Consider the following 23645-nt stretch of genomic DNA (forward strand, 5'->3'; position numbering starts at 1 on the left):
ACCATGCCCGATGGAATCTGTGCAACGCTGGCTTCAGCGTCTCCCCAGATACGCCGCCGGGCGAGGGCGCCTCGGACTTACCTGCCACAAGCCGTCCGGACCCGGCTACGGCGGCGCAGGACGGCGAAGAACATCACCTTGCCGATGCTCCGCAGCAGCCGATCCTTTCGGCCTCACTACCCAACTCAGGTCTGCCGGGTTCGGCCGGACGCCGGATCGACGCGGTGTGAACAACCGCGGGCTACCGACGGATTGCGGTGACCTGTGCAAACGCGTCCTCTGGACGGTACAGATTCCCGGTGAACCTTCCCAGAGCGGAACCTGTCCGTCAGACAACCGCCGCATGCGCGCAACCTTCCGGTCTTCTGACGTGTCCACACAGTGTGCTGACGATACGTAGAACCTGGCGGACAGCGGCGGCCGCCGCTGTCGCGACTGCCGCCCTGGCGGTTGCAACCCCGGCCGCGCACGCCGCCGGAACGACGCTTCTCCTCGACGCCCAGGAGAACTACTACCTCCCCACCGAGGGCGAGGGCCCGAACCTGGACCTCGGCATCACCGCCTCGGGCGGGGACGCCCATGACGTCTCGGTCGCGGTCGACGCGTCGTCCCTCGCCGGAAAGGTGACGATGGTGGTCACGGGGGACTGCGTGAGCACCGGCACCCTCAAGGTGAGATGTGACGTGGGCCCGTTGTCGGGCACGGAGTCGATCGACCCGTTCTTCCTGAAGCCCACCAGGGCCGCCAAGGCCGGCGACACCGGTGCCATCACCTACACCGCCACCGCCTCCGACGCGCCCGCCGTGACCGGGGAGACGGCCGTCCTGGTCGGCGGGCCGAAGCTCGTCAGCCGCCCCTACCCGGCGCTTGAAGACATCGCGGCCGGCGCCGTCTTCGAGCGCACCCCGGCCTTCGCCAACACCGGCACAGCCCCCGCCGACAAGGGCGTCATGTTGCTGGTGCAGGACTCCGAAGGCGTCTCTCTCGCCCGTGACCACTCCAACTGCCACTACTCGGACCGGCCCAGCGTCGGCGCCTGGTGCCGGTTCGACACCCCGGTCGGGCCCGGCGCGGCCTACGAGACCGACGCGCCGCTGCGCTACACCGCTGCCGCGGACACGATGTACGGCTACAACACCTACCTCGCGTGGCCGGTCGGCGGCACCGTGCCCGACTCCTTCGACCCGTCCGACTTCCCCGAGAGGGGCACCGGCGCGCCGCTCGGCCTGAAGTCCGTCGCCTCCGGCTCCGGCTTCACCGGCTCCGGCTACGGCACCTTCGCCACCACCCAGCACGCCGACTACCAGGCGCTCGGCGACACGGTCGAGGGCAAGGCCGGCGACACGGTGAGCATCACCGTGGGCGTGCGGAACAACGGGCCGGGCCGGATGGGCTTTCGGTGGACGGACGCCGACAACTCCGGCACCTTCGTGGTGACCCCGCCCGCGGGCACGACCATCACCGGCGCCCCTGGCCCCGGTGAGCAGGGCGACCCCGGGCCGCAGTGGAACTGCACACCGCGGAAGGCCGGAGCGAAGAGCTACACCTGCGACATCGGCAGTACGGACTTCAGTCCGGGGGACTTGGTGACCCAGGAGTTCACGGTGCGGATCGACCGGGTAGTCCCTGACGCGCAGGGCAGCGTGAAGGCGGTGGAGAACCGCGACTACCCCAACCGTGATGACGACGCGGCGAACGACACCGCGGTGATCGCGGTGAAGGCCACCGGCTCGGCGACGTCCAGCCCGTCGCCCAGCACCTCCGCTTCTCCCCCGCACACGGCCACCGCGAGCCCGTCCGGCTCCGGGGCGGGAACCGGGACCGTACCGACGGCCGGCGGCGGGCTCGCCGCCACGGGCACGGACGGAGTGGTGCTGCGGGCGGGTACCGCCGTCCTGTTGGTGGCGGGCGGCGCGCTGGTGTTCCTGACGGCGCGGAGGTCGCGGCCGCAGGGCGACCGCTGACGCCGCCGCCCGGGCTGGCAAGGCGTCAACGGCCGATGAGGGCGGTCGGCGGCCACGCGCACCTCCCAAGCTCATGGCCACCGACAAGTCCACGTCTGACTACGAGTTCGCCTCCTGGACGTACGACAACCCTCCGGATCGGCCTGCCGGCCTCGTCGACCCGCTACTTCCAGGGCACGACCGGCGGGTCCACCGCGGCCACCATCGGCTACACCAGCCTGGGCAAGCCGACCGGCACCCAGATCACGCTGTCGACGTCTGTGACGACCCTGGACCTGAGGGGGTTCTGCTTGTACGTGCCGGAGGTGAACCTCTCCCGGTCCTTACGCCCGCCGGCCGGGCGGCGGACCAGGATTTCGGTCCCTCCAGTGAGCAGACGTGTTCCGCAACTCGGGTCGGCAGTGGGTCCCGTCCACGACGGCGGGTCTCCCGGCGGCGCAGTGTCCGCCCACCGACACGCGTTGTCGACCCAGCCCACCTGCCGGTCGTGGTCAGGGTGCGAGTGTCGGCAGATGTTCGTCCCAACGCTTCAGCCGCGGCGCCACCGTTCGATGCGCTTCTTCCAGGCCCGGTCGTCCGTGGTCTCCAGGAAGCCGCGGTGGTTGATGAGCAGGTACACCTCGTCGGCCGATGCATGAGTGGTGTTGAGGATGAGGGGCTGGCCGGCGTTCAGCAGGCCGCCGAGGAAGCGGCCGTAGAGGCGCGTGAAGCGGGTTTCGGCGGCGGTGATGTCCGCGCGGGTGAGGGTGAGATCGCCGTCGTCGGACCAGCCGGTGAGGACGAGCAGTTCGGGGTGCAGGATGATCCGGCCGCGGCGCTGGAAGAGGGTCCTTTGGCTGATACCGGCGGCGAGCTTCGCCGCTACTCGCTTCTCGCTCAACTCATGGGCGGTGGCGCCGATGTAGTCGGCCTCGGCGAGCGGCGTGCCGATGTCCTTCATGCGTTTCCTCCGGAGGGGTTCGTTCGTACGGTCCGCGGCGCGTGTGGGATCACGGGCGTCAGGAGGTGCGCGACCAGAAGGCGCAGCGGTGTTCGGCCGCCGCGTCGACGCCGGAGAGCGTGTCCCGAGCCAGCTGCTGGGTGTGCGGGAAGGGCGGCCAGTCGTCGCCGGGCGTGCCAGTTCTGGCGAACGTCGTCCACACGGCGATCATGCGTCGGGACAGGGCGGACTGCCCGTCGTCGAGGCGAAGGTCGCCCATGCCGAAGAGGTAGGGCAGCTCCGCGCTGTGGTAGGCGCCCAGCGGGAAGTCGGGGTGGAGGTCGGGCGCGGGTGGATGGCGGTCGGCGAACTCGTAGCTGTAGACCGGAACATGCCTGGCCAGCAGCCGGTCGGCGGCCAGGGTGGGGCACACCCAGCCGCGGTCGGTGCCGACCTTGGCCCAGGCCAGCGCGGGCGTGGCACCGGGCGGATACGCGCGGGCGATGCGGGCCGCTTGCCTGCGGCCGTAGGTCTCGGTGAGCAGACGGTGGTAGTCCGCTGCCGTCATCGGCCCGTCCAGCGTGAACAGGGCGGCGAACAGCCGGTGCTCGTCACGGGTGTTGCCCTGCAGGACGGGCACGCGGTGGACCTGGCCGGCGGCGAGCGCGCGGGCCGGCGAGCGGGGCAGGACACTCGTCCCGTAGGCGGGCTGGTGGAAGCGCCCGTTGAGGGACAACACCTCCTTGACGGGCTTGGCGCGCAGGCACCCCAGGCTGCGGCAGCCCAGAGCGCCACGGCCCTTGGCGGCCAACTCGTCCTGGTGGGCGAAATAGGTGGCGGCGGGGTCGCCGGGCGCGAGCGTGTTCTTGGGCCAGTTCTGCAGGCAGGAACCGCTTTGGACGATCGCGCGGTGGAAGAGTCCGGCGGCCTTGGGTGAGGTGAGCTGGGCGCACACGCTCGCACCTCCGGAGGACTCGCCCATGAGCGTGACATCGCCGGGATCGCCGCCGAACGCGGCAGCGTTGTCCCGTACCCAGCGCAACGCCGCCTGCTGGTCCTGCAGGCCGAAGGCCCCGGAGTCGGGCAGGTCCGGATGGGCGAAGAAACCCAGGGCACCCAGGCGCGAGTTGACCGTCACGACCGTGACGTCGCCCTGCCGGGCCATCCGGGTGGCGTCGTACTGATCCCCGGAACCCGAACTGAAGGCCCCGCCGTGCAGCCACACCATGACCGGCCGCGGGGTCGCGCGGCCCGCTCCATCAGCGGGCGTGGTGACGTTGAGGTACAGGCAGTCCTCCGCGGAGTCCGCCACCTCGGGCTGCGCGCAGGCCGGTCCGGGCTCGGCCGCCGTCCGCGTGCCGGTCCAGGTGGGTGGCGCGGCCGGGGGTCGCCAGCGCAGCGGGCCGACCGGAGGCGCCGCGTAGGGGACGCCCTGATAGGTGGTGACGCCGTCGGCGGTCACCCCCTCCAGGCGGCCCTGGCGCGTTCGGACGGTGTCCGACCGGGCCGCGGGGTGCCGACCATGGGCACGCTGCCCGTGCGGGTGCTGCCCGGCCGTCTCCGGCAAGGGCTGCACCGCATCCGCTGTGACCATCACCGCCAGGAGGAGGGCCGCGCCCAGTGCGGCGCCGGCAGTGGAGCGTCGCTTCGGCATGGTCCAGCCCTCTCCCCCTTGCCGCCGCAGTGCGCAGGCGGCCCCGCCCCTCGTTGCAATACGTTTGTATTGTCAAAGCGAGATTAGGCTGATCCGCCCAGGAAGGCAACCACGAGAAAGGCAGGTGCCCGTCGACGTGCCGAGACAGGTAGACCACAAGGCCCGCCGGGATCAGATCGCCGAGGCGCTGCTCGACATCGTCGCCGACCAGGGACTGGAAGCGATCTCCGTGCGGGCCGTGGCGGCGCAGGCGGGCGTCTCGGCCGGGCGCATCCAGCACTACTTCGCCAACAAGGACGAACTGCTCGCCTACGCGATCGAGTACCAGGACTGGCTGGTCCAGCAGCGGTGGAACGAGCAGGCGTGGCCCGAGGGCGAGCCCACCCCCCGGGAGGCGCTGCGCTGGGTGCTGCTGGAGACGATCCCCCGGGATGACCGGCGCCGCCGCGAGTGGCTCGTCGGCGTCGCGTACCTCATCCGCATGCTTGCGAACCCCAAACTGCGAGCCCTCTACGTCGACGGGCTGCCCCGCCTCTACCGGCTCCTCGCCGACCTCGTCCGCGTGGCCCAGGAAGCCGGCGACATCGCACGGGACCGCGACCCCGACATGGAAGCCGAACTGCTCTTCGGCCTCGCCGACTCGCAGGGACCACCCGTCATCCTGGGCCTGCGCACCCCCGAGCAAGCCACCGCCGCCATCGACTATTACCTCGACCGCCTGTTCCAGTAATTCCGACGGCGGGGCGCCTGCTGACGAGAACATCGCGGTATGGCGTCCAGACCTCGTCGGACAGCGACGAAGACGCAGATCATCGAGGACGCCGTAGATCATTTACCGGACGTGCGGTTCTGCGACCCACGAACGCACGATCCTGCACGAGAACGGCGCCCGCTGCCGGGCCGCGCCCGCGGTACTTGTCGTGGTCGTCCGCGGTCGACGAAGAGCATGTCGGGCCGCCGACGCGGTCGGTAGACGACTCCGGCCATGGCCGGGATCTTGTCCAGCAGGGGCAGCAGTTGGGTGACGTCGTTGCGGTTGCCGCCGGTCAGCGACACCGCGAGCGGGATGCCCTGGCCGTCGGTGATGATGTGGTGCTTGCTGCCCGGCCATGCGCGGTCGACCGGGCTGGGGGCCCCTTTGGGGCCCCTGCGTGCGGCCCGGACGCGGGAGGAGTTGATCACCGCCCGCGACCAGTCCAGCTGGTTCTTCGACCGCAGCTCGTTCAGCAGCAGCTGGTGCAGCTTCTCCCAGACTCCGACCTCGTTCCACGCCGCCAGACGGCGCCAGACGGCGCCAACGGGTCGGGCGTGCAGCACGAACAAGATCCCGCACAAGGCCTGCCGGTCGGGCACCCGCGGCCGCCCCTCGACCTGCTTCGGTGGCGGCTCGGGCAGCAACGGCTCGATGAGTGAGCACAGTTCGTCCGACACGATCCACGGCCGCTACTGACGCTTCCCCATGCCCTCATCAGCGAGCGACCGGACCGACAGTCACATGATCGACTCGCTTTTGTCAGAGCCAGTCAGCGGGGTCTGAGTCCGTCGACGACGATGTCCAGCATTCGGTTCAGCTGGGGGCGCTGCTCGGGTGCGCCGGCCACGGAGAGCAAACCGGCGAGGATGCCGCCTACCTCGACCGGGTCGATGTCGCTGCGTAGTTCTCCTGCTGTGGCGCCGGCCTCGAGCACCATCGCCAGGACCTGCTGGACGTCGTCGCAGACCGGTCCGGTGCCGAAGCGGCCGGAAGCGCTCATGGCGACCAGGGCCTCGCAGATGCCGCGTCGTTCACCGGCCCAGTCGGCGAATCGGAGCATCCACGCGTGGAGGGCCTGCGCGGGCGGCTTGGTAGCCAGCAGGGTGCGCGCATCTTCGCGCAAGGGTCGGATCTGGTCCCGGTAGACCTCTTCGACGAGATCCTCTCGGGTGGGGAAGTGCCGGTACAGGGTGGCGTTCCCCACGCCCGCGCGTTTGGCGATCGCGTCCAGCGAGATCCCGCGCCCGGACGCGAAGGCTTCGGCGGCCGTGGCGATCAGCTGCTCGCGGTTGCGCTGCGCGTCGGCGCGCAGGGTGCTGCGTGGAGGTGTCATGACCTTCGCGATCGTGAGTGTCGGATGAGACTCGGAAACGATTCGGGGATGTCCCCGGTTCAGTGTACGGTGAGACAACCGGGGAGGTCCCCGATTAAGGAGGGTCTCACCCATCGCTTCAGCGACGAAAGGTTTGCCATGCACACAGCTCTCATCACCGGGGGAACGACCGGGATCGACAGAGCGACGGCCGAGCTGCTGCACACTCGCGGCTACCAGGCCACGGTCACCGGACAGAATCCCGATTCCTGGCACGAGCAAGATCCGATTCCCCGACGACGTGCTCGTCGTCCGATCCGACGGGCGCGCACTCTTCTTCAACGCCGGGATCTTCCGTCCGGCACCGGTTTCCGAGGTGACGGAAGAATCGTTCGACGAGCACGCCGACCTCAACTTCAAGGACCAGTACGTCACCCTCCAAAAGGCCCCTTTCCCCTCATGAACGACGGCGGCTCGATCGTGCTGACAGTGGGCATCGGAACCCGTTGCGGCACCCCTGGCGCCATGGCGGGGGCGGCGACACGCGGCGTGCTGCCGGCCTTGCTGCCCTCGCTCGCGCTCGAACTGGCTCCGCGCGGGATTCGCGTCAACGCCGTGAGCCCCGGGGTCACCGACACCCCGCTGCTCAACAAGCTGGGGGTGCCCGAGAGCGGCCGGGACGCCATGCGCTCGAAGATCCCCTTCGAGCGCTTGGGATCCAGCCAGGAGGTCGCGGAAGCAGTCGCCTTCCTCGCCTCGGACGCCACCGGCTACATCACCGGCCAGGACATCACCGTGGCCGGCGGCTACGGGCTCGGCGCCTGAAATCCGGGCGAACGGGCTCGGCGCCTGAAACCCGGGCGAGCCGACCACCAATCCTCACTTCTCGAACGCCATGAACCGCACCTCACAGGAGAACACGATGGCACTCACTCTCGACACGTATCGGCTGCTGGGCCGTTCCGGACTCCGGGTCTCACCGCTGGCGCTGGGCACGGCGACCTTCGGCACCGAGTGGGGCTGGGGCGCCGAGCGCAACGAGGCGCGCAAGCTCTTCGACCGCTACACCGAGCTCGGCGGCAACTTCTTCGACACCGCCAGCACCTACACCAACGGCAGCTCCGAGCGACTGCTCGGCGAATTCGCCCGCACCAACCGCGACAAGATGGTGTTGGCGACGAAATACTCGACGCTGCGCCAGCCCGGTGACCCGAATTCCGGAGGTACCCACCGCAAGAGCATGCTGGCGTCGGTGGAAGCCAGTCTTCGGCAGCTGAACACCGACTACATCGATCTGCTCTACGTGAACGTATGGGACTTCAGGACGCCGGTGGAGGAGATCCTGCAGGGCCTGGACGACCTGGTGAGGCAGGGCAAGGTGCTGTACGTGGCGATCTCCAGCGCCCCAGCCTGGCAGGTGTCGCGCATGCAGGCGATCGCCGACCTGCGCGGCTGGTCGCCACTGGTCGCACTGGAGACCGAGTACAGCCTGATCGAGCGCACCGCGGAGCGTGACCTGATCCCGATGGCACGCGAGATGGGACTCGGCGTCGTCTCCTTCTCCCCGTTGGGCGGAGGGGTGCTCACCGGCAAGTACAGCCGGGAGGACCAGAACCCGGCGGGCTCCGTTGTCGGCGAAACCGCCGGCAACCGCAAGAGCCTCAACGTCGCCCTGGGGTGGGTCACCGACCGCAACCTTGCCATTGCCGATGCGGTGAAGGAGGTGGCTTCGGAGCTGGGCCGCACGCCCGCCCAGGTCGCACTGGCCTGGACCCTGAACGCCCCGGGCGTGACGGCACCCATCATCGGCGCCCGCACCATCGCGCAGCTGGAGGACAACCTTGGCGCCCTGCAGGTCGACCTCGCTCCTTCCCAGCTGGCCCGCCTCGACGAGGTCAGCGCCATCGACCTCGGCAATCCGCACGAGCTGCTCGCCAGCGATCACATCCGCACGGTCACCACAGGCGACATGAAGATCGAAACCCTCGGCTGATTCGATGGAACGGAACAACCTCGGTATGGGTAAGGCTGTGGTGATCACGGGTGGCAGCAGCGGCATGGGGCTCGCGCTGGCGGAGCTGCTGGTGCAAGACGGAACCCGCGTGGTGATCACCGGCCGATCTCAGGCCAAGCTCGGCGCGGCACGCGAGCGGCTCGGCGAGAATGCCTTGGCCGTCCGGGCGGATGTGGCCTCACTGTCCGACCTGGATATGCTCGCCGGCCGTATAAAGAGCGAGCTCGGCTCGATCGATGCTTTGTTCGTCAACGCCGGCATCTCACCCCTCACGCCCCTCGAGTCGACGACCGAGGAGGTGTACGACGAGCTGTTCGCGATCAACGTCAAGGGCGCCTTCTTCACCGTGCAGAAGTTCGCCCCGCTGCTGAGCGCGAACGCCGGAATCGTCCTCACCACCTCGATCGCGAACGTCATCGGCATGGTGGACACCAGCGTCTATGCGGCCGGCAAGGCGGCGCTGCGCTCGATGGCCCGCACTTTCTCCCGCGAACTGCTTCCGCGGGGAATCCGTGTCAATGCGATCAGCCCGGGTCCCATCGCCTCGGGGATTCTGGAAACGATGAACTTGTCCAAAGAGGCCGCCGACCAGTTCAGGGCGGAGCGGATCGCGAGCAACCCCATGAAGCGCTACGGCACCGTCGAAGAGTTCGCCAAGGCGGCCGCATTCCTCGCCTTCGACGCCACGTACACCACCGGCATCGAGCTGGCCGGGGACGGCGGCGAAACCCAGCTCTGAGCTCGTCTGCCGTCCCGCCACGGGCGTAAGCCCGCTACCACGGCGGTTTCAGGGGGCCGTTGCAACACGTGGTCGTGTCGATCAGGCCGCGAGCAGTTCGGCGGGAAGCTGCACATGGTGCACCGCGGCGCGGGCAGCGACGACTCTCCGCGGCACACCACGTTCAACGGCACCTCCTGGAGCTGCGACACCAAACTCCCCGCCCACTACAGTCTGAAAGGCCCGGGCCTGGCCCGGTGGTGGACCACCTCCTGGAACCGGGACGAGAGGTTTCCCGGCCACAGCAGCGGCGCCGGCCCGGCCGTCGCTGCCTATCGGGACGTGAACGCCCCCGCCGAAGAACGCGAAGCCGGGACAGCCAGGGCCACCTGACCGGCGAACACCTCCACCGCGCCCAGTACCCAACGCCTTCCCAGCGGTGGGCACTGGGCGCGACGCACCTCCCTAATTCCTCCTCATTGCCGTCCTCGGGTGCTCCCGGGTCCCGCAGCGGGCGTAGGCCCTGGCCGGGGCCGCTGGCTTTGATGTTGAACAGGTAGCGGCCCAGGATCTCCTTATCTGGACACCCTCGAGTGACCCCTGGACCGGCACCGTGGCGGTGGCCGTCCGAGGTTCGTTGGGCCACCTGAGTGCAGGCTTAGGGAGGTCGGTGTGCGGGTGGTCAAGGAACGCGATGGCGGTGTCGTACGTCTGCCGGTTCCTGGATCATCTGGTCGACCGGGGCTTTTCGCCGCACACGATCTGCGCGTACGCCTACGACCTGCGGCGCCTGTACACCTTCCTCGCTGCTGAAGGTATGGACTGGCGCGAGTTCCGGGGCCCGGATGCGTTACGGCTGCTGGCGTTCCTGAGACGGGCACCGTCGCGCCGCCCCGCCCAACGGCTCGGCCTGACGGTCGTGGTCGGCGGTCCGGCGGCGCCCGGCAGCCTGCTCGCGCCGGCGACGGTGAACCGGATCCTGGCTGCGGCCTCCAGCTTCTACGACTGGGCGGTGGTCGCCGAGGAGTACGACGGCGACTCCCCCATGCAGAAGCGCCTTGACCCGGCACTTGCCCGGGTGCCTGACCGGCATCAGCCGTTCATGGGCCGCGCGAGCCGTCAGCAGCCGATGCGCCGCACGGTGACGGTCAAACAGCCGCGGCGACTACCGCGTCCGGTGGACGAGAAGTTCATCGGCAGCCTGAAGCGGCTGCGCGACCTGGCGGCGTTCTTGCTGATGCCGGACGGCGGGCTGCGGCCGGGCGAGGTGCTCCCGCCGCACCTGGACGACATCGCCTACGGCCGCCGCCGGGTGACGGTCCGCAAGCGCGACGACCACCCGCGCGGAGCCCGCGGCAAGTCCCGCACCGAACGGGTTGTGGACCTGCACGAACCTCGCACCCTGGACGCGGTCAGCCGCTACGTGATGCACGAGCGTCCCCTCGACACGACCCGTTCGTGTTCCTGGTCGGCGGCAAGGGCACCCGCCGCCTGGAACCGCTGGGCTACGACGCGGTGGTGCGGCTGTTCGCGCGGCGGCTGGGCAAGCTCGGCCTGCGAACGCCGGAGACCACGCCCCACGCGCTGCGGCACACTCACGCCACGGCCATGTGGGAGGGCGGGATGCGGGAGCTGTCGCTATATAAGAGACTGGGACACGCATCGCCTGAGTCAACGAAGGTCTACACCCGCGTCTCCGACGAGGCCGTGCTTGCCGACTACACCCGCGCGCTGGAGAAGAACCGGTGACCGCGCTCGCCCTCGCAGCCGTCCCGGAACCGGACCGCGGCAGGTGTCACGCACCGAGGGAGGAGTACCTCGCCTGGGTCCGGTCGACATTCGCCGACGCCCCGGCGTCGATCAAATCCCGCCGCTACTTCCACAACCGCTTCCTCAAGCACTGGCCGGTCCTAGAGGACTGGTTCGCCGAGCCCCTACTGGTCCGCCTGGACCTGCACGGACGCGATCCGCACGAGCCCGGCAAGCGCATCGGGCCGTCTCACGAGGCCGGCCCCTATCTCGCCACCTCTCGCTGATGCACAATCTCCGGCTGGACACCGACTACGTCCTCAGCCGGAACTTCGACAGCCTGTTCGTCCCGAAAGTAGCCGCCGGCCTCGGGCTGGACCTGGACCTGCTCGAGCCGCTCTCCGCCCGCATGCTCCAGCTCGGCTACGCGCCAGGCAGCGGCCGGTCGGTCCTCACTTGGACCTTCACCCGCCTTCTCCTGATGCGCGGTGACCCCGAGCTGCGGGCGATCCGGCTCGACGACCTCACCGCGCCGGCCGAAGAGATCAAGCCCTACTGCGCCCGGCCGGAGGCCGGGTTCGTACGGGCCAGCCATGTCTCCAACGCACGCCGCCGCATGCCCATGGACCAGCTCGCCGAGATCTACCGGAAGGCGTGTCTGACCAGGCTGCACGGCGTACATGTGCTGCTGTTCAACATCGGGCAGGTCCCCGAGCCGCCGTTCCACGGGCTGAAGACCGCCGAACTCTGGCGAACCGAACTCACCCCTCCCGAGACACCGCGGGCGCTCGCCGCCCCGGTAACGCGTTGGCTGTCGGGACGGTTGCAGACCAGCGACCGCGCGGAGTCGGTCCGCCACTCGCGCGACGCCTTCCGCTACTTCCTGCGCTGGCTCGCCCAGGCCCGCCCCGACATCGAGGCGATGACCCAGCTGGAGCGCCGGCACGTCGAGGGCTTCATGGCCCACCTGCACGAACACCTCAACGCCCGCACCGGGCGGCCGCTGACGGCACGGTCCCGCTACACCTACCGCAGCCCGCTGCTTCAGTTCTTCCGAGAGACCAGCCAGTGGGGCTGGAGCGATGTCCCGGGCCGACCACTGCTCGGCCGCTCGGCCATGCCCAAACTCCCCTCCGCGCTCCCGCGGTTCATCCCCCGGGCCGAGCTGGACCGCCTCATGGACGCCGTTGAGGAACTCGAAGACCCGCACCAACGAGCGGCTCTGCTTCTGCTGCGCTGGAGCGGCGCCCGACGCGGGGAGATCACACGGCTGACCCTGGACTGCCTGGACGCCTACCCCGACGGCTATCCGCGGCTGCGGATCCCGGTCGGCAAGACCTACACCGAGCGCATGGTCCCCTTGCACCCCCAGGCGGCGGACGCCCTGCGTGAGCTGATCGACGCGGCCAAGGCCGCGAACGCCGCGGCCTGTCACGACACATGGGCCCAGCGGTCGGTCCGCTACGTGTTCATGCGGCGGGGCAAGCCTATGGGCCGTCACTTCCTCTACGCGGACGCCCTGGAGATCGCCTGCCGCAAGGCCGGACTCGTCGACGGCGACGGCAACCCCACCGTGACCGCCCACCGGTTTCGCCACACGGTCGGCACCCAGCTCGCCGAAGGTGGCGCCCAGATCCAGAAGATCATGGCGATCCTCTGGCACCGCAACGCGCAGATGTCGGCCACCTACTCCCACATCAGCGACCCCGTCCTGAAGGAGCAGTACCACAAGGTCATCGCCGCCGGCGGCCGGATCGCGGGCCCGGCAGCCGAGGAACTCCTCGCCAGCAGGATCGGCGAGGACACCCTGAACTGGCTCAAGACCAACTTCTTCAAGACCGAACTCGAACTCGGCCACTGCCTGCGGGCGCCCGCCGAAGGCCCCTGCGAGTGCGACCTCTACCTCCGCTGCTCGAAGTTCCTCACCACAAGCGAATTCGCCCCGCGCCTCCGGTCCCGGCTCGCCCGCGAGCAGCAGCTCGCCCAGGACGCCGTTGAACGCGGATGGCCCCGCGAGGCCGAACGACACAACGCCGTCGCCGGCCGAATCCGTGCCCTCCTCGCCGACCTCGGCGAGAGTGCCGAGCCCGGCCCTGACGATCACTGCTGAGCGGTTGATTCCGGCGGCCTGAACGAGAGCCCCGACGGATACTTGCCGGATGGATGGATCAAAAGCTTCTTGGGTCAACACCACGCACGATTGGGCCGACGTCGTGGACGCGGACCACCTCGGTCAGATCCGCCGGGAACCTGCAGAGTTCGCTCCGGGCGGCCCGGGACATCTTGTTCTTGAGATCGTTGCTTATGCCGCTGACGAGGCAGCGAGCCGGGGCGGCGGACGGTGCGTGGTCACGCTGCATCCCGACGGCTCCGTGTCGGTGGAGGATGACGGCCGCGGCACCGACACTCGGGTCGACGAGCATGGCCGGGTGGTGAAGAAGCCGGTCATGGCCACGAAGGACCTCCGGTTCTTCGACCTCCCCGAGACGGAACGGCTTCCGGACGGACATCCGCGTCGCGGCATGTCCGTCGTCGCAGCGCTCAGCGAGTGGCTGATTCACACCAACCGCCGCCTCAACGGATCCTGGAACCAGCGCTATGAGCACGGCGTCCCGGTGACCGGTCTGGAACCCGTCGAGGCCGACGGGAGCACGGGGACTTGCGTTCGCTTCCTGCCGGACGAAGCCCTGCGTTCGGGATGGTCGTTCACCTCCGGTGATCTGGCGCGGTGGTCCGAGCACTGGCCCGACCTGACGGTCCGCCTCGATGATCAGCGCGATGACAAGGACCGGTCAGGTCAGTGACCGCGAGGAGTCACGACCGAACTGCACCGGGGAGAACGGCCGGCTCCTCGCAGTCCTGGTGCTCGGCCTCGGTGGCCTGGAGGCGGTAGGCGTGGGAGCTGGCCTCGATCAGGATGCATTTGAAGTTGAGCCAGTCCCGCGCACGGAAAACTGTCCAGATAAAAGTTGATGTGCTGGTCCTTGAGCGGGGAGAGCCGGGCGACGCCCTCGTCCTTGGTGTCGGGGCCCTCGGCGCGGAGCTGGGAGACAGCGCCGTCCAGGTAGCGGGTGTTCCAGAGCACCACGGCATTGAGGACCAGGCCGAGGGCGGCGTGCTGGCACTCCTGGCCCTCGCGGTACGCCCGGCGGATCTGGCTCCGGCCGCCGTGGCAGATGGCGCGGGCGAGCCGGTGACGGGATTCCTGCACGGTGAGCTGCCGCTTCATCAGACGGCGGTAGTGTCGTCCATCGGATCGACCAGGGCGAGCAGGTGCATGGTCTTGTCGATGCGCCCGTACTCGGCGAACGCCGCACCGAGCGGCGTGGGATGGCCCTCTCGGCCGAACATCCACAGCAGGCCGTAGGCGCGGACCTGGTCCTCCAGCGGCCCGTACCCGGCGGCCGGCTCCTCGCCGTCGGGCAGGTCGGCCCGCCAGAAACGCTGGTCGGCCAGGTCGCGAAGCGCGGGGCGAAGCGGAAGCCGAGCATCTTGTACAGCCCGAAGGCCATCTACGAGTGACGAGGCGTTGTCGATCGCGACCATCTCCGGCTTCACCCCGCCGTCGAGGTTCAGCAGCGTGTCCAGCGTGCAGAGGCTGTCGCGCGAGCAGCCCACCGCCCACATCTGGGCCGGCTAGTGCCGCATCAAGCAACGCTCGCCCTGTTGACGACTGTGCGTAGCTGCTCGTCGTCCTGGACGTGCCCGCTGCCCGGTGCGCCGCTAGGTCATGACCGTCAGCGGTAGCCGGACCGCCGGGGGCAGCGGCGGAAGGACCGGCTCGGCCCGCATGCCCTGGATCAGCAGCGCGGCGAAGCGTCGCGCGGCGGCCACCGCCGTGGCCGGCGAGGGGGTTCGGATGCCGCCGTTGGCCATGAGCACCATGATCAGGTCGTCCAGGACGAATTCCGGGCGCAGCTTGCCCGTCTCCTTGGCCCGGCGGGCGAGTTCGGCGACCTTGCCCAGTGCCCGCTCACGGGCTGCGGCGAAGTCGATCGCGTGGGGGAAAGCCGAGACGAACGCCGTGGTGAAGCCCCGGTCCTCTGCGTGCATTTCACATATTTTCTCGACGACCCGGCAGAAGCCACGCCATGGGTCCGGATCGGCCAGCGCCTCGTCGACGATGGCGGTGCAGGCCGTCATCTCTGCTCGGCGACGACCTCGGTGACCAGCGCCTCCTTGGTCGGGAAGTGCCGGTAGAGGGTTGCGGGGCCGACCTCGGCGCGCCGCGCGATCTGGCGCATCGTCACACCCAGCCCTTCCGCGGCGGACGCCGTGCGGGTCACGGAGAGGATGCGCTCGCGGTTGTCCCGGGCATCGGAGCGCAGGGAATGAGGCACATGGTTCTCCACCGCTCTCACTTCAGCCAGACGGACGGGGTGTTCCGTTAGCGTCCGACGCCATGAGAGCACTGACTTTCTCCGAGTACGGGCCCGCAAGCATCCTCGACGTCGTCGACGTGCCAGAACCACACGCGGGAGCGGGCCGCATCCGGGTGGCCGTACAAGCCTCGGGCGTCACTCCTTCCGACTGCTCCCTGCGCATGGGCAGGTTCCGCGACATGATGCCGCTGCGCCTGCCCCACGTGCTCGGCGTGGATGCCGCGGGCGTGGTCGATGAGGTCGGTCCAGGAGTCACCGGTGTCCGGCCGGGCGACGCGGCCTTCGGCATCGTCGATCTCGCCGTCCTCGGCGGCGCGAACGCGGAGTACGCCGTCCTGGCAGCCTGGGCGCCGAAGCCGGACGAACTGAGCTGGGAGCAGGCAGGCGGCGCGGCCGCGAACGTCGAGACAGCCACGCGCGTCCTCGACCGGCTGAAGATCAGCACCGGCACGACCCTGCTGATCGAGGGCGCGGCCGGTGGGGTCGGCACGGTCGCCATCCAGCTCGCGGCGGCCCGCGGCGCGACCGTCATCGGTACGGCCAGTGCACGCAACCACGAGTTCCTCGCGGGGCTGGGAGCGATACCGACCACCTACGGCCCCGGCTTGGGCGAGCGGGTCACCGCCCTGGCACCGGACGGGGTCGACGTCGTCATGGACTGCGCCGGGTCCGGCTCGCTGCCCGATCTGGTGGACCTCACCGGAAGCCCGGACCGGGTGGTGACCGTCGCCGACCTCAACGCCGCGAAGTACGGCGTCCACCTGTCAGGCTCGATGGGCCCCGGAGCGGACCGGCAGGCGGTCGAAGGACTCGCAGCGGCCGCCGCCCTCGCACAGCAGGGCAGCTTCACCGTGCCGATCGCGGCCGCCTTCACCCTGGAGAATGCGGTCGCGGCACACCAGTTGAGCGAGACCGGCCACGCCCGGGGAAAGATCGTACTTACCCTCTAGCGCCGCAGGCCTGAGCGGCGTGGTGAGGTCTGTTCTCACCGCGCCTGGCCGGTCTCTGGCCTTGTGGTGCGGGCGGCGCGGGCGTAGCGGGCGGCGAGGTCCCCGAATGCGGTGGCCAGTTGGGGTGGGCCGATGACTTCGACATCGGTGTCGAAGCGGCCGATGGCGGCGGCGAGTCCGGTCCATGACCAGGAGCCGAGGATGAGCCGGCAGTGACGGGAGCCGAGTTCCTCAACGATTCCGTCCTGGGCGAAGGGCGCGACATCGGCGGCCGGGAGGCGGAGGATGACTTCGCCTTGGCAGGGCCACTCGGTGGTGGCGCCGTCGTTGCCGCGGAATCGGCTGGTGATGAAGGTGGAGGCGGTGCCGCCGGGGAGGTCACGAGGGGTGAAGCGGGGGCCGGTGGGTGTGCGGGGCCGTATGCGGTCGACGCGGAAGGTACGCCAGTCCTCGCGCTGGAGGTCCCAGGCCACGAGGTACCAGCGATGACGCCAGGTGACCAGGTGGTGGGGTTGTACCCGGCGGATGTCATCGGCCGAGGTACTTGAACCCGGGGCGTAGTCGAAGCGCAGTTCCTCGCGGGCGTGGATGGCGCGGCTCAGGTCCATCAGGACCTGAGCGTCGACCTGGGGGGTGTCGCCGGCCGCCGCGGACGGTTGGACGGCGGTGATGTGCAACAGGTCGATGCGGTGGCGCAGGCGGGGTGGCATGACCTGGCGGAGGGTGGCCAGCGCGCGGGTGGCGTCTTCGGCGACGGCGGTGCCGGCGGCCGCGGTCTGCAGCGCGACGGCCAGGGCGACGGCCTGGTCGTCGTCGAACAGCATGGGCGGCAGGTGAGTGCCGGCCTCCAGGCGGTAGCCGCCGGCCGGTCCTTTGAGGGTCTTGATCGGGTAGTCGAGTTCGCGCAGGCGGTCGATGTCACGGCGCACCGTGCGCGACGTGATGCCGAGACGCTCGGCGAGATCATCGCCGGACCAGTCACGGGGCGTTTGCAGGAGCGAGAGCAGCGCGAGCAGCCGGGCAGATGTTTTATGCATGGCACCCATACTCCCTGGAGTACCGGACACAACCTGTCCTCTACCTCTGCCATCGTGGCATACGAGCCGTTCGGGAGGCATCGCTCCTGGTCACGGCAGCCGCCGCTGGAGCTGGGACGGTCGGCGGCGTATTCACCACATCGAGCAAGGAGCAGGTCATGTCCGTCACGACCACCACTCACCTGAACTTCCGGGGCACCGCACGTGAGGCGCTGGACTTCTACCAGTCCGTCTTCGGCGGACGCACTGTCGCCGTCACCTACAAGTGCGCGGGCGCCGTGCAGGACGAGAGCGAGGCGGACTGGGTGATGTGGGGCGAGGTGGCCGGCGACAACGGCTTCCACGTCATGGCCTACGACGTGCCCTCGCAGCTGCCCTGGAACCAGGGCGAGAACCCGTTCTTCGTCTCCGTGCGCGGCGACGACGCCGAGGAGATCAGCGCCCTGTGGGGCAAGCTCGCCGAGGGCTCGACCATCGTGCGTCCGCTGGAGCCCGCGCAGTGGGCACCGCTGTACGGCATGCTCACCGACCGCTTCGGCATCACCTGGGTCCTGGACGTCACCGCTCCGTACAACGGCTGAACCAACCGACCGACCTGACATGCCTGCGCCGTCCGGGCCGCCGCAGCCGCGGGCGGCCCGGACGGCGCAGGCACCGAACACGTACGGCAGCGGAAGGAAACGGGGCACCGTGAGGATACGGAAGCTGGGACGGACCGGCATCGAAGTCAGTGCCTACTGCCTGGGCACCATGATGTTCGGCAAAATGGGCAATCCTGATCACGACGACTGCGTGCGCATGATCCACCGGGCGCTGGATGCGGGCATCAATTTTGTCGACACTGCCGATGTGTACGGCTACAGCGAGACCGAGGAGATCGTCGGAAAGGCCCTCAAAGGGCGCCGCGACGAGGTCGTGCTGGCAATCAAGTTCAACGGACCGATGGGCGAGGACCCCAACCGCAGCGGCAGCTCGCGGCGTTGGGTCGTCCAAGCGGTCGAGGGCTCACTGAAGCGGCTGCAAACCGATTACATCGACCTCTACCAGATCCACCACCCCGACCCGCACACCGACATCGAGGAGACCCTCTCCGCGCTCACCGACCTCGTGCGCGCCGGGAAGGTTCGCGCGATCGGCTCCTGCAACCTGCCGGCCTCGAAAATCGTCGAGGCCCAGTGGGTGTCCCAGCAGCGCGGCCTGCACCGCCTGCGAACCGAGCAGCCCACCTACTCCATCCTGAACCGCGGCATCGAGCGTGAGGTCCTGCCCGCCTGCCGCCGCTACGGCCTGGGCGTTCTGGTGTGGAGTCCGTTGGCCATGGGTCTGCTCACCGGCCGCTACCGCAAGAACGCCCCACGGCCCGACAACGCCCGCATGCAGTGGGTCTCCCGGCACCTCACCGACGAACGCAAGCTTGACGCGGTGGAGCAGCTGCTCACCCTCGCCGAAGAAACCGGCCGCTCCCTCACACACGTGGCCACGGCCTTCGCCACCAGCCACCCCGACGTCACCGCCGCCATCATCGGCCCACGCACCATGGACCAGCTGGACGACCTGCTCGTCGGCGCCACCCTCACTCTCGGCGACGACATCCTCGACGAGATCGACGCAATCGTCCCGCCCGGCACCGACATCAGCCCTCTGGACGTCTCCTGCACACCTCCCTCCCTCACCCGCTCGGACCTGCGTCGGCGCCCGTTCCACGAGCGAGCCGCCGCGTGAGGACGCCATGACCGTTCTTGACGCCCGTGCCCTCAACCGCGCCACCCTCGCCCGCCAGCACCTGCTCCAGCGCAGCGACACATCCGTGTCGGAGGCAGTGGCCCATCTGTGCGGCCTGCAGGCACAGGAACCGCAGGAACCCTTCACCGGGCTGTGGTCCCGCCTGTCCGGCTTCAAGCCCCAGCAACTCGACGATGCGCTGACCGGTCGCGCGGTGGTGCGCACTCACCTGATGCGGCGCACCGTCCACCTCGTCACCGCCGACGACGCGCTCACCTGGCGAGCCCGCCACGACACCATGCTGCGCGGGCGAGTGCTGGGAACCTACCGGCGTGAACTGGCCGGCATCGATGTGGACGAAGTCGCCGCCGCCGGCCGCGCGGTCATGGCCGACCAGCAGCCCCGCACCATGACCGAGCTCGTACAGGCTCTCGGAGAACGCTGGCCCGGCCCACCACGTCGTGTCCTGGGCGAGCTGCTCGTCGCGGCCCTCATCCCCATGGCCCAACTCCCGCCCCGCGGCCTGTGGCACCAGGGCGCCGGCGTACGCAACCTGCCGTTGAGCATCTGGCTGGGACGAGACATCGACCCCCTGCCCGCCGATGGCAGTGATCCCGTCGGACAGCAACTGCTGCGCCGCTACCTCGCCGCGTACGGGCCCGCCGCCAGCGCGGACCTACGTGCCTGGTGCGGCCTCGCCGGCCTTCCCGCCGCCATCAAAGCCGCCCGAGAAGAACTCGTCGTCTTCCGTGACGCACGCGGCCGCGAACTGCTCGACCTGCCGGACGCACCCCGCCCCCACCCCGACACCCCCGCCCCCGTCCGGTTCCTCCCGGCCTTCGACAACGCCATCCTCGGCTACCACGACCGCAGCCGCATCATCGACGCCCCCCACCTCGGTCTGTCCGTCGCAGGCCACCGCACCGTCCTTGTCGACGGACGCGTCACCGCCACCTGGACCGTGCGCAACCACCAACTCCACATCAGCTGCCTGCGCCCCCTCACCGCCCTGGAACAGGAAGCCGTTTGCACCGAAGCCCACGACCTGACCACCTTCCTGGACAACGACATCGAGCACGTCCAACTCGAGACCGAAAACTGACGATCATCCCACTCCCGGTGATCCGTCGTCGTATTCATCAGGTGACTCCTTCGCGGAAGATCACACCTGATTCATGACACTCCCCGTGTGCGCGAGTCGATCACCGCTGCCAGCGGGTGCGGGCGGTTCCCCTGGTCCGGCGGATTCGGCACCGCAGCTGGTCGCGGACGCGGTAGAAGACGGCTGCGCACCTCAGCGCCTGACCGGTCGGTGCGGCGGCCGGACTCTTCTGGAGTCACTCGCCTGGCCGACGGTCCGGGTGGAAGGCATGCACGGTGACGTGGCAGCTGCCGGAGCCGATGCTGAGCACTCCGGTGCCCGGGCCCAATCTCCGGCCGGGCTGGGCAGAGGAGCCGAAGTGGGACGGCTTCCGGGCATTGGTCTCCGTCGACGCAGGGCGCGTGGTGCCGCGCTCCCGGCGCGGCACCGACACCGCGGCTACGACCACGACGAGTACCCACGGCTCTTGCGGCAGCGCGGCATCCGGCCCGCGATCGTCGAACAGGGACACCCGCACGGGACGGGACGGGGAACTTTCCGCTGGATCGTTGGGCGGACGATCTCCTGGCCGCACGGCTTGAGCCACTTACGGATCCGTTGCGAACGACGCGACGACATCCACGAGGCCTTCCTCGACTTGCGGCCTGCCTGATCACCCACCGGCCCGTCCAGAGGCTTGTCAGGGCCAGTCAGGCACGGGCGCCGGCTGCTGGGCGCGGACGCCGCCTACCTAGCCGTATAGGCCCGCAGGCAGTCGGGCGGTGTCCGGCCGCACCAAGGAACTGGACGGCTTGGCCGAGAGGGGGGCCCGTTCTGCCCGCGGACACCAACCCTTCTCGGATGGACGCCCCGGAGTGCACCCGGCGATGCCGGCGGCTTAGCTTCGCAGTGCTATGCCGCGGGCCGTCCGGCCGCGGCGCGTCCAGGCGGCGAAAGGAAACTCCATGGCAGTCGTGATGACCTTTTCCTGGCCCGAGATCACACCCGACGTGTACGACGCGGTGCGCAAGAAGGTGCGCTGGGAAGAAGACGCACCGCAGGGGTGCGTGCTGCACGCCGCGTGGTTCGTCAACGGCGGCCTCAACGTGATGGACATCTGGGAGTCGGAGGACCACTTCAACCGGTTCATCGAGGCCAGGATCGCCCCCGTACTCAAGGGCGAACTGGGCGTGCAAAGCGACCCCGAGCCGAAGTTCCACCCCCTGCACCGGCGCTTCGTCGCCCCCGGGGTCAGCGGCGCCGGCTCCTGAACTGCGCCTTGCGCGCGAGGGGCTTGCTGCAGCTTCCGGCCCTCCTGGTCGGTCAGCCTGCGCGCGCGGAAAGGCTCGGCCACCGCACCGCCAGCGGTCGGATCGGGCATCACCCGGCATCCAACCGCCACCACCCAACCCGGCCAACCTATGCGGTCACGGCACTAGCGCAACGCCCCAGCGTCGACCACTGCGTCCTGCTACTCGGTGTAACGGACCGCCCTCTTCACATCAAGTTCCACTCCGGCCCGCATCGTGCCCTGCTCTTTCGCGTGCTCGGTGACCGCGGCCTGTACCTCGCGGGCGAGGTCGCGCCATGCCTGCCACGCGGTCTCGTAAGCGGGCGGGTCGCCTTGGCCACGCAGGGCTTGCACGGTGGCGTGCGCCTGGTCGGCGGCGCGTTGCTTGTCCAGGAGTTCTTCGAAGGTGTGTGTCACATAGGGACTTTACGCCGTGCACCGCTGCGCCCCCAGCCGCGACCCGTACAGCAAGGGACTCTCTCAAGTCCTTCTCGGCCGGACCGGGTAGCCAAGGGGGGAACGACGACAGCGGCGGTTCCGTGCCGCCAGGACCGGGCTCTTTGACCAGCCGGGGATGGGGCAGCCGGGGCCCGACCGCGGCCGTGGTCAGGCCCCCTGGGCAGAGGCCGATTCGGTCATGTGGCAAGGCTGTCCCGGAGCTCACCGTTGTTCGAGAGCGAGACCCGAACCGCTTGACGGCATAGCAACGTGAGGTGTCTGGCAGAAACCTCACGCTCATCGCCATCGGCTTCATCGGCACGATGGTCGCCGCATTCACCGGCTGCTACAAGTACCGCGAACGCGGCTGCTTCCTGCTGCGCACAGCCGACGCCATCGGCGAAGAGGCCAGCGCCTTCACTCTCGGAGTCGGCCCGTAGAAGGACTACGGCCCGGACCAGGAGCAGGAGGCCCTGAAGCCGTTCTCCCAGCGGGTGAAGACCATCGCAAGGAGCAGCGGTCGCCACCAGCAGCAGCTGGCCCCAGCCCTCCGACCAGGCCGCTCCTTCCAGCCAGCCACCGACCTGAGCCCGTGTCCTGTTGAAACAGGCTCAGGTATCACCGTTAGGGCTGCATGTTCTCCAGGTTTTCCAGAAGGCTGGGGTGCTTGGGCTCCCAGCCGAGCGCCTGCCGGGTGTACGTGCCGGACGAGGGCCGGTCGCTCGCGAAGATCTGGCCGAAGGGGCCGAAGGGGCCGAAGGTCTCCGCCGGTACCGACTCGACCGGCAGGCCCAACCGTCGGCCGGTGACTGAGGCGATATCGCGAACCTTGTCCCCCTCGTCGACTACGGCATGCCAGGAGGTACCCGCTTGCGCCTGCTCCAGGGCGAGCCGGAAGAGGACTGCCGCGTCGAGCGCGTGCACGGCCGGCCAGCGCTGTGCACCGTCACCCGGGTAACCGGACACGCCGGTCCGGCGTGCGATGGCGGTCAAGAGGCCGGGCGAATCCGCCGGAGGCCTGGTGGTGAACCGTGCGCGGCAGGCGTACGGCGCTGCTGCGGACCCCGCGCGACGACAGGCCCAGGACCGATGTGACCGCGCGCCCGCGCCCGCCGACCGGCCCCTCGGTCGTCGGCGGATCGGCCTCGGTGGAGGCGCGGCCAGGTACGTAGGGCGTACCCGAGCAGGTGACGAGCGGGGGGGGGCGCTGCCGACGAGTTCCTCGCCGAGGACAGTGAGGGCGGCACCCTCCTCCGCGACCGCCTTCGCGAGGGTGTCGTGGCTGCTGAAGTCGTGATGGAACGCGAGGTGGATCACTCCGTCTGCCCGGGCGGACGCGCAGGGTGTCCAGGTCGGCGAGGGCTCCCCGGAGGGGCTCGGCACCGGCCGCCTCTGCGGCCTGCGCGGATGTGTCGGAGCGAGCGAGTGCGAGGACGGTGTGGCCGTTGCCGAGCAGTTCGGCGACGACGGCGGAACCGATCAGACCGGTGCCGCCGGTGACAAAAAACGCGCATGGGAACTCCCCCACGAGTGATGAGCACGCCCCCAGAACGCCCGAGGCCGCCGCGCCTCGCACTGTCCGGAAAGCGAGCGAGGGGTTCGCCGACGACATCCCCGCTTCGCTCGCCGTTATCGCCCCGGCCCACCCTGTGGCAAGTCC

The 23645-nt window shown here is 69.5% G+C and carries 24 protein-coding genes and 4 pseudogenes; 18 read left to right on the forward strand and 10 right to left on the reverse strand.

All coding sequences use genetic code 11. The features are described 5' to 3' along the window. Window positions 1–383: 383 nt before the first annotated feature. Complete coding sequence (locus tag ACIRP7_RS19670; protein ID WP_403660796.1) at window positions 384–1964, forward strand: hypothetical protein; 1581 nt, start codon at window positions 384–386, stop codon at window positions 1962–1964. Window positions 1965–2493: 529 nt separating this feature from the next. Here the strand turns inward: ACIRP7_RS19670 and ACIRP7_RS19675 are convergent. After that, window positions 2494–2904, reverse strand: coding sequence for a hypothetical protein (locus tag ACIRP7_RS19675; RefSeq protein WP_403660799.1), 411 nt, complete (start codon window positions 2902–2904; stop codon window positions 2494–2496). Between the two features lie 58 nt (window positions 2905–2962). Next, the gene (locus ACIRP7_RS19680; protein ID WP_403660802.1) at window positions 2963–4537 is read right to left on the reverse strand and encodes a carboxylesterase/lipase family protein; all 1575 of its coding nucleotides are present in this window, start codon (window positions 4535–4537) and stop codon (window positions 2963–2965) included. A gap of 136 nt (window positions 4538–4673) precedes the next feature. Here ACIRP7_RS19680 and ACIRP7_RS19685 point away from each other — a divergent pair, with 136 nt between their 5' ends. Then, window positions 4674–5267 carry a TetR/AcrR family transcriptional regulator gene (locus ACIRP7_RS19685; RefSeq protein WP_403660805.1) on the forward strand — a complete coding sequence of 198 codons (594 nt, stop codon included), beginning with the start codon at window positions 4674–4676 and terminating at the stop codon, window positions 5265–5267. A gap of 98 nt (window positions 5268–5365) precedes the next feature. On the opposite strand, the gene ACIRP7_RS19690 is transcribed toward ACIRP7_RS19685, so the two are convergent. Together ACIRP7_RS19690 and ACIRP7_RS19695 are read right to left on the reverse strand one after the other, a co-directional pair. Further along, window positions 5366–5968 (reverse strand): transposase, encoded by a 603-nt coding sequence (locus ACIRP7_RS19690; protein WP_403660808.1) that lies wholly within the window; start codon window positions 5966–5968, stop codon window positions 5366–5368. 92 nt (window positions 5969–6060) lie between these two features. Continuing rightward, window positions 6061–6624 (reverse strand): TetR/AcrR family transcriptional regulator, encoded by a 564-nt coding sequence (locus ACIRP7_RS19695; protein WP_403660811.1) that lies wholly within the window; start codon window positions 6622–6624, stop codon window positions 6061–6063. Between the two features lie 280 nt (window positions 6625–6904). Here ACIRP7_RS19695 and ACIRP7_RS19700 point away from each other — a divergent pair, with 280 nt between their 5' ends. The 6 genes and pseudogenes from ACIRP7_RS19700 to ACIRP7_RS19725 all read left to right on the forward strand — a co-directional run. After that, the gene (locus ACIRP7_RS19700; RefSeq protein ID WP_403660814.1) at window positions 6905–7066 is read left to right on the forward strand and encodes a hypothetical protein; all 162 of its coding nucleotides are present in this window, start codon (window positions 6905–6907) and stop codon (window positions 7064–7066) included. After that, window positions 7063–7428 (forward strand): SDR family oxidoreductase, encoded by a 366-nt coding sequence (locus tag ACIRP7_RS19705; protein WP_403660817.1) that lies wholly within the window; start codon window positions 7063–7065, stop codon window positions 7426–7428. The genes ACIRP7_RS19700 and ACIRP7_RS19705 overlap by 4 nt, the downstream gene beginning before the upstream one ends. 97 nt (window positions 7429–7525) lie before the next feature. Continuing rightward, window positions 7526–8596: an aldo/keto reductase gene (locus tag ACIRP7_RS19710; RefSeq protein ID WP_403660820.1), complete on the forward strand. Its 1071-nt coding sequence runs from the start codon at window positions 7526–7528 to the stop codon at window positions 8594–8596. Between the two features lie 4 nt (window positions 8597–8600). After that, window positions 8601–9356: an SDR family oxidoreductase gene (locus ACIRP7_RS19715; protein ID WP_403660823.1), complete on the forward strand. Its 756-nt coding sequence runs from the start codon at window positions 8601–8603 to the stop codon at window positions 9354–9356. Window positions 9357–9470: 114 nt separating this feature from the next. Then, complete coding sequence (locus ACIRP7_RS19720; RefSeq protein ID WP_403660826.1) at window positions 9471–9728, forward strand: hypothetical protein; 258 nt, start codon at window positions 9471–9473, stop codon at window positions 9726–9728. Between the two features lie 301 nt (window positions 9729–10029). Beyond that, window positions 10030–10155 (forward strand): annotated as a pseudogene (locus ACIRP7_RS19725) (site-specific integrase); the annotation flags it as partial. Window positions 10156–10500: 345 nt separating this feature from the next. On the opposite strand, the gene ACIRP7_RS19730 reads toward ACIRP7_RS19725, so the two are convergent. Continuing rightward, window positions 10501–10725 (reverse strand): hypothetical protein, encoded by a 225-nt coding sequence (locus tag ACIRP7_RS19730; RefSeq protein WP_403661805.1) that lies wholly within the window; start codon window positions 10723–10725, stop codon window positions 10501–10503. Between the two features lie 68 nt (window positions 10726–10793). Between ACIRP7_RS19730 and ACIRP7_RS19735 the strand changes: the two genes are divergently transcribed. The 4 genes from ACIRP7_RS19735 (at window position 10794) to ACIRP7_RS19750 (ending at window position 13888) form a co-directional block, all read left to right on the forward strand. Beyond that, complete coding sequence (locus tag ACIRP7_RS19735; protein ID WP_403661738.1) at window positions 10794–11084, forward strand: tyrosine-type recombinase/integrase; 291 nt, start codon at window positions 10794–10796, stop codon at window positions 11082–11084. Beyond that, window positions 11081–11371, forward strand: coding sequence for a hypothetical protein (locus ACIRP7_RS19740; RefSeq protein ID WP_403661807.1), 291 nt, complete (start codon window positions 11081–11083; stop codon window positions 11369–11371). The genes ACIRP7_RS19735 and ACIRP7_RS19740 overlap by 4 nt, the downstream gene beginning before the upstream one ends. Beyond that, entirely contained in the window at window positions 11371–13194 is a 1824-nt protein-coding gene (locus ACIRP7_RS19745; RefSeq protein WP_403661741.1) for a tyrosine-type recombinase/integrase, read from the forward strand. Before ACIRP7_RS19740 ends, ACIRP7_RS19745 begins: the two co-directional genes overlap by 1 nt. 103 nt (window positions 13195–13297) lie before the next feature. Continuing rightward, window positions 13298–13888: an ATP-binding protein gene (locus tag ACIRP7_RS19750; protein ID WP_403660829.1), complete on the forward strand. Its 591-nt coding sequence runs from the start codon at window positions 13298–13300 to the stop codon at window positions 13886–13888. Between the two features lie 89 nt (window positions 13889–13977). Here the strand turns inward: ACIRP7_RS19750 and ACIRP7_RS19755 are convergent. Continuing rightward, window positions 13978–14699, reverse strand: a pseudogene (locus tag ACIRP7_RS19755) (Tn3 family transposase); the annotation flags it as partial. A gap of 108 nt (window positions 14700–14807) precedes the next feature. Further along, a pseudogene (locus ACIRP7_RS19760) lies at window positions 14808–15436 on the reverse strand (TetR/AcrR family transcriptional regulator). Window positions 15437–15486: 50 nt separating this feature from the next. On the opposite strand from ACIRP7_RS19760, the gene ACIRP7_RS19765 reads away from it, so the two are divergent. Next, on the forward strand, window positions 15487–16416 hold the full coding sequence (locus ACIRP7_RS19765) for an NADP-dependent oxidoreductase (protein ID WP_403660832.1): 930 nt from the start codon (window positions 15487–15489) through the stop codon (window positions 16414–16416). Between the two features lie 35 nt (window positions 16417–16451). On the opposite strand, the gene ACIRP7_RS19770 is transcribed toward ACIRP7_RS19765, so the two are convergent. After that, a complete protein-coding gene (locus tag ACIRP7_RS19770; protein ID WP_403660835.1) occupies window positions 16452–17453 on the reverse strand; it encodes a helix-turn-helix transcriptional regulator in 1002 nt (333 codons plus the stop codon). Window positions 17454–17611: 158 nt separating this feature from the next. On the opposite strand from ACIRP7_RS19770, the gene ACIRP7_RS19775 reads away from it, so the two are divergent. From ACIRP7_RS19775 to ACIRP7_RS19790, 4 genes are all read left to right on the forward strand, one after another. Continuing rightward, a complete protein-coding gene (locus tag ACIRP7_RS19775; protein WP_403660838.1) occupies window positions 17612–18034 on the forward strand; it encodes a VOC family protein in 423 nt (140 codons plus the stop codon). A 109-nt stretch (window positions 18035–18143) separates the two neighbouring features. Next, window positions 18144–19175 carry an aldo/keto reductase gene (locus ACIRP7_RS19780; RefSeq protein WP_403660841.1) on the forward strand — a complete coding sequence of 344 codons (1032 nt, stop codon included), beginning with the start codon at window positions 18144–18146 and terminating at the stop codon, window positions 19173–19175. Between the two features lie 7 nt (window positions 19176–19182). Further along, window positions 19183–20277: a winged helix DNA-binding domain-containing protein gene (locus tag ACIRP7_RS19785; RefSeq protein WP_403660844.1), complete on the forward strand. Its 1095-nt coding sequence runs from the start codon at window positions 19183–19185 to the stop codon at window positions 20275–20277. Between the two features lie 944 nt (window positions 20278–21221). Then, window positions 21222–21527: a hypothetical protein gene (locus ACIRP7_RS19790; RefSeq protein ID WP_403660847.1), complete on the forward strand. Its 306-nt coding sequence runs from the start codon at window positions 21222–21224 to the stop codon at window positions 21525–21527. A gap of 200 nt (window positions 21528–21727) precedes the next feature. Here the strand turns inward: ACIRP7_RS19790 and ACIRP7_RS19795 are convergent, their stop codons facing one another. Continuing rightward, complete coding sequence (locus tag ACIRP7_RS19795) at window positions 21728–21964, reverse strand: hypothetical protein (RefSeq protein WP_403660850.1); 237 nt, start codon at window positions 21962–21964, stop codon at window positions 21728–21730. A 296-nt stretch (window positions 21965–22260) separates the two neighbouring features. Here ACIRP7_RS19795 and ACIRP7_RS19800 point away from each other — a divergent pair, with 296 nt between their 5' ends. Beyond that, window positions 22261–22425 (forward strand): hypothetical protein, encoded by a 165-nt coding sequence (locus tag ACIRP7_RS19800; protein WP_403660852.1) that lies wholly within the window; start codon window positions 22261–22263, stop codon window positions 22423–22425. Window positions 22426–22609: 184 nt separating this feature from the next. On the opposite strand, the pseudogene ACIRP7_RS19805 reads toward ACIRP7_RS19800, so the two are convergent. After that, a pseudogene (locus ACIRP7_RS19805) lies at window positions 22610–23513 on the reverse strand (SDR family oxidoreductase). Window positions 23514–23645 lie beyond the last annotated feature (132 nt).

The organism is Streptomyces sp. NPDC102270 (assembly GCF_044766405.1).
In the GTDB taxonomy this organism is placed as follows: Bacteria; Actinomycetota; Actinomycetes; order Streptomycetales; family Streptomycetaceae; genus Streptomyces.